This is a genomic window from Psychrobacter sp. FME13, from assembly GCF_014861395.1.
Classification (GTDB): domain Bacteria; phylum Pseudomonadota; class Gammaproteobacteria; order Pseudomonadales; family Moraxellaceae; genus Psychrobacter.
Genome location: NZ_RRYV01000188.1, coordinates 1 through 5,243, shown reverse-complemented (window position 1 = coordinate 5,243; position 5,243 = coordinate 1). Strand labels below are relative to the sequence as shown.

4 protein-coding genes and 1 pseudogene are annotated in these 5,243 nt (G+C 40.3%); all 5 read left to right on the top strand.

Annotation, left to right across the window (positions count from 1 at the left end):
- Positions 1–236 precede the first annotated feature (236 nt).
- Entirely contained in the window at positions 237–2,039 is a 1,803-nt protein-coding gene (locus tag EI164_RS14460) for a nucleoside-diphosphate sugar epimerase/dehydratase (RefSeq protein ID WP_318779560.1), read from the top strand.
- Between the two features lie 25 nt (positions 2,040–2,064).
- Positions 2,065–3,342 carry a Vi polysaccharide biosynthesis UDP-N-acetylglucosamine C-6 dehydrogenase TviB gene (gene tviB, locus EI164_RS14455; RefSeq protein WP_192520626.1) on the top strand — a complete coding sequence of 426 codons (1,278 nt, stop codon included), beginning with the start codon at positions 2,065–2,067 and terminating at the stop codon, positions 3,340–3,342.
- Positions 3,343–3,422: 80 nt separating this feature from the next.
- Complete coding sequence (locus EI164_RS14450) at positions 3,423–4,448, top strand: NAD-dependent epimerase/dehydratase family protein (RefSeq protein ID WP_192520625.1); 1,026 nt, start codon at positions 3,423–3,425, stop codon at positions 4,446–4,448.
- 12 nt (positions 4,449–4,460) lie between these two features.
- Positions 4,461–5,087 (top strand): oligosaccharide flippase family protein, encoded by a 627-nt coding sequence (locus EI164_RS14445; RefSeq protein WP_192520624.1) that lies wholly within the window; start codon positions 4,461–4,463, stop codon positions 5,085–5,087.
- A pseudogene (locus EI164_RS14440) lies at positions 5,062–5,243 on the top strand (IS3 family transposase); the annotation flags it as partial. The gene EI164_RS14445 and the pseudogene EI164_RS14440, both read left to right, overlap by 26 nt.

Below are 5,243 nucleotides of genomic sequence, written 5' to 3'. Positions count from 1 at the left end.
AACCAGGTGTTTTATTCCATTACTTAGCGTTGCACTTGGTGTGTTAATCTAAGTTTATAAAAACAGAGTCTAACAGTGCTTATCAGTCATCCAATAAGCTGAATCAGTGGTCGAAATATATCGCTTTATACTTATTGTCATTACCCAGATTTGTCAAATGCTCTATTTTATTTAGCATAGATTATGCTGCATCAATATCTTGCTTACTTTTGGCATTGGCATTACGACAAGGATATGTGGCACCTTACATCAGCAATATGACATTGGCGTTATATGCATTTATTCCTGTCGCCAGTTTATATTTTATGGGGTTTTATAGAGGGGCTTCTAGGGGGTTTTTTGATGCGGTAATGGGGCGTGTACTACAGCTGTTTCTATTACTTATTATCGTTTATCAAGTTCTTATTTACGTAAACCCAATGTCGATGATACCTCGATCAGTACCTATCATCTTTCTATTTCTATCTTTTATTTGGTTGTGGAATAGCAGACTGATAATACGAACCTTTTTGAAACGACTACAGAGATCAGATAAAAAGCGTAAAACAAAGGAATGCTGCGACAATGTGATTATTTATGGTGCAGGAGAGGCGGGTAGAGAGCTATTCGAGAGCTTGAAGCACTCTTATAAATACAATGTGGTGGCATATATCGATGATGATAATCATTTGGCAGGTGCTTATTTGCATGGTAAAAAAATATATGCTGAACACGAATTAATATCATTAATAGAAACCTTTAAAGTGGCACAGGTCATCTTGGCAATGCCTTCTATGGGCCGTGCTCGTAAAAAACAAATCATGGATCAGTTATCAGATATCTCTGTCAAAATAAACGACGTGCCTAGCTTGCGCGAGCTGGCTGATGAAAGAGTGACGGTCAGTCACATACGACCTATCGACATATTGGACGTACTGGGCCGAGATATCGTTGAACCTGTTGCTGAGTTGCTACAAAAAAACATCACCAATCAAAGTGTTCTTGTAACAGGGGCAGGTGGTTCGATTGGTAGTGAGTTATGTCGGCAAATTATTAAAAACAAACCTAAGTGTTTGGTGTTATACGAGCAATCTGAATATGCCTTGTACACCATAGAACAAGAGCTTAGAAATAAAAAGAAAGAAAATGTTGAATACCAAGATATTGAGATTGTCAGTATTATCGGAAGCGTGGTGAACGAAAAAAAATTAATCGATATATTCAAAAATCACCATATAAATACCATTTATCATGCTGCCGCATACAAGCATGTACCTATTGTTGAGTCCAATCCTTTTGAGGGCACAATCAACAATACCAAGGGTACTTATCATTGTGCATGTGCTGCGATGGCAGCTGGTGTTGATACCTTTGTTTTAATTTCTACTGATAAAGCTGTACGACCGACTAATGTCATGGGAGCATCAAAACGCTTGGCGGAGCTAGTCTGTCAGGGCCTTAGCCAACAGAGCAGCCATACTTGTTTTAGCATGGTACGTTTTGGCAATGTGTTGGGGTCGTCGGGATCTGTGGTACCTCTGTTTACCAAACAGATTGAGCAGGGTGGTCCGATCACTATTACTCATCCCGAAATAACCCGATATTTTATGACGATTCCAGAGGCGGCTAGCTTGGTGATTCAAGCAGGTGCAATGGCGTTTGGTGGTGAGGTGTTTGTGCTAGATATGGGCGCACCAGTAAAAATTGTGGATCTTGCTAAACGTATGATTCGTCTGACTGGCTGTGAACTAAAAGATGATGACAATCCCGATGGTGATATTGAAATTATTTTTACTGGCTTAAGACCAGGTGAAAAACTGTATGAAGAGCTAATCATTGGCGAAGATAACATTGAAAAAACCTTTCATCCGTTAATCATGCAGGCAATGGAACACAGCTTTCCCTTAGAAGATATCGAAAATATTTTGTTCGAATTTATAGAACGCTCAAAACAGCAAGATATTGTTTGGCTGAAAACTCAATTTAAGCATTTTGTAGCAGGTTATCGAGAGGATGATGCCTCCAAAAAAATAGTGAAATCTATCCCTAACATTAAATAAATCGAAGAGGTTTGTTAAAATTACGATGATAAATATAAATAATATAAAAATAGCTGTTATTGGTCTAGGGTATGTTGGCTTACCACTGGCTGTAGAGTTTGGTAAGAAACTACCTGTCATAGGCTTTGATATTAATGCCGCTCGGATAAATGAGCTGACATCAGGTGTAGACCATACTTTAGAGGTGAGTGATGATGAGCTATCAGAAGCAAAGCATCTAAGCTATAGCGCTCATATGGCAGATCTTAATGACTGTAACTTTTTTATTGTGACAGTACCCACGCCTATTGATGACTATAAGCAACCAGATCTAACGCCATTGATAAAAGCATCAACCGCGATTGGCGGTATTCTGAAGCAAGACGATATCGTGGTTTATGAGTCTACGGTCTATCCGGGTGCTACCGAAGAAGTTTGTATTCCCGTATTAGAGCAAGTATCTGGCTTAACTTTTAATCAAGGTTTTTATGCAGGCTATAGCCCAGAGCGTATTAACCCAGGTGATAAAGAGCACCGAGTCACCAATATTCTAAAAGTAACGGCTGGATCTACTCCCGAAATTGCCGATTTTGTCGATGAGGTATATAACCTTATTATCACAGCAGGAACGCATAAAGCGCCAAGTATTAAAGTAGCAGAAGCGGCAAAAGTGATAGAAAACACGCAAAGAGATGTGAACATTGCGTTAATCAATGAGTTGGCCGTTATTTTTAATAAGATGAATATTGATACCGAAGCTGTGCTTACGGCAGCGGGTACCAAATGGAACTTTTTGCCGTTTCGCCCAGGCTTGGTAGGTGGACACTGTATCGGCGTTGATCTTTACTATTTGACGCATAAAGCTCAGGCGATTGGTTATAACCCAGAGATTATACTGGCTGGTCGTCGTCTGAATGATGGCATGGGCGAATATGTCAGCACACAGCTCATTAAAACGATGATAAAGAAACGTATTCAAGTAGAGGGTGCCAAAGTATTGATACTAGGGCTAAGTTTCAAAGAAAACTGCCCTGATGTACGTAATACGAAAGTCATCGATATCGTGCATGAGCTACAAGAGTACAATATCGAAGTCGACGTTTATGATCCTTGGGTGGATGCAGCATCGGCGCAGCATGAGTATGGCGTTAACCCTATAGAGATGCCGCTCGATAACGAATATGACGGTATTGTTCTAGCCGTTGCGCATCAAGAGTTTCTTAAAATGGGTGCAGAGACGATTCGTAGCTTTGGTAAAGAGTCGCATGTTCTTTATGATCTCAAATATGTTTTTACTAATGCAGATACTGATATTCGTTTATAGACATTTTCCCTTTCTGATAAGTTATCAGCATTCAGCAATACATAAAAAGCAACATATAAAAAGCAATAAGGGTCATAACAATGACAGCATACGAAGACATCAAGCAAACTTTATTAAATGATAAAAAAGTATGGCTCATTACTGGAGTAGCGGGTTTTATCGGTTCAAACTTACTTGAAACGCTATTGTTACTCAATCAAAAAGTAGTGGGCTTAGATAACTTTGCCACAGGTTTTCAGCATAACCTAGATGAAGTGCAAGCACTAGTAAGCTCTCAGCAGTGGGCAGGCTTTACCTTTATAGAAGGTGATATCCGCAATTTAGCAGACTGCCAAACGGCCTGTACAGGTGTGGACTATGTATTGCATCAAGCCGCACTAGGTTCTGTGCCACGCTCTATCGCCGATCCTATCGCGACTAATGAGACCAATATCTCAGGGTTTTTGAATATGCTGACCGCTGCTCGTGATGCCGAAGTATCTAGCTTTACGTATGCGGCCAGTAGCTCTACCTATGGTGACCACCCTGCTTTACCCAAAGTGGAAGATGCTATTGGTAACCCGTTATCGCCTTATGCAGTAACTAAGTATGTCAATGAGTTATATGCTGATGTGTTTTCTCGCACTTATGGCTTTAATACGATTGGCCTACGTTATTTTAATATTTTTGGTAAGCGCCAAACGCCAGATGGTGCTTATGCAGCAGTAATACCGAAGTGGACGGCTGCTATGATTCAAGGTGATGAGGTATTTGTGAACGGTGATGGTGATACTAGCCGAGACTTTAATTTTATTGAAAATGCTGTACAGGCTAATATCTTGGCAGCGACAGCCAGTAGTGATGCGAAAAACCAGGTATACAACGTGGCAGTCGGTGGTCGTACCACACTCAATACATTATTTGATGCACTAAAAGAAAGCCTAAGCGATAACGGTGTGAGTTATAGCCAAGCGCCAGTGTATCGTGACTTCCGTGCTGGGGATGTACGTCATAGCCAAGCTGATATCAGTAAGATTCAGAACGCATTAGGCTATGCACCGCAGTTCGATATCATTCAAGGAATTGAAAAAGCCATGCCTTGGTACGTTAAGTCTTTGAGCTGCTAGTTGTCGTTTAATATGATAAGTAAAATCCGCACTGCACTGCAAGCTGAAGACATCAGGCGATTAATGAAAAACTTCTTTTCATTATCAGTACTCAAACTAGTAAATGCTATTTTGCCGTTTGTTACTCTGCCTTATCTTATTAAGGTGTTAGGGCTCCAGCAGTATGGTGCGATTGTACTAGGGTTATCTCTGGTTGCATATTTTCAATCAATAACCAGTTACGGTTTTAATTTATCTGCGACACGAGAAATTGCAAAACATAAAGCCAGCCGTAAGCAGCTCAGTTTTATTTATAGTAAAACGCAAACTTCAAAACTTTACTTATTACTGTTTTCACTAAGTATTTTAGTGCCAGCAATTATGCTAGTACCTCAATTTAAAGAAGACTTACCAGTATATTTATTGATGTGTTTGATGCTAGCTGGTCAAACCATGTTTCCTGAGTGGTTTTTTCGTGGTGTAGAAAAAATGGGCTACATCACTATATTGGATTTGGTCGTGAAAGGTGCCTTTACTGTCGGCGTTTTTGTATTGGTTAAATCACCAAAGGATTATTGGCTCTATGAACCGCCCCGAGATTGTCGGAGACTCAACTTTCTGAGAGAATACGACAATGAAAACACGAAACTATACCCCTGAAATGAAAGAGCGCGCCGTCCGTATGCTAATTGAAGCTAAAGACGACTACCCATCCACCTGGTCAGCCATCAAAGCCATAGCGCCAAAGATAGGTTGCACGCCTGAGACCCTACGATCATGGCATAAAAAGCACATTGATAAAACCATTCCTGCAAA

Coding starts and splice junctions, on each gene's coding strand:
- tviB (WP_192520626.1), top strand. CDS start 2,065: ATGATAAATATAAATAATATAAAAATAGCTGTTATTGGTCTAGGGTAT.
- EI164_RS14450 (WP_192520625.1), top strand. CDS start 3,423: ATGACAGCATACGAAGACATCAAGCAAACTTTATTAAATGATAAAAAA.
- EI164_RS14445 (WP_192520624.1), top strand. CDS start 4,461: ATGATAAGTAAAATCCGCACTGCACTGCAAGCTGAAGACATCAGGCGA.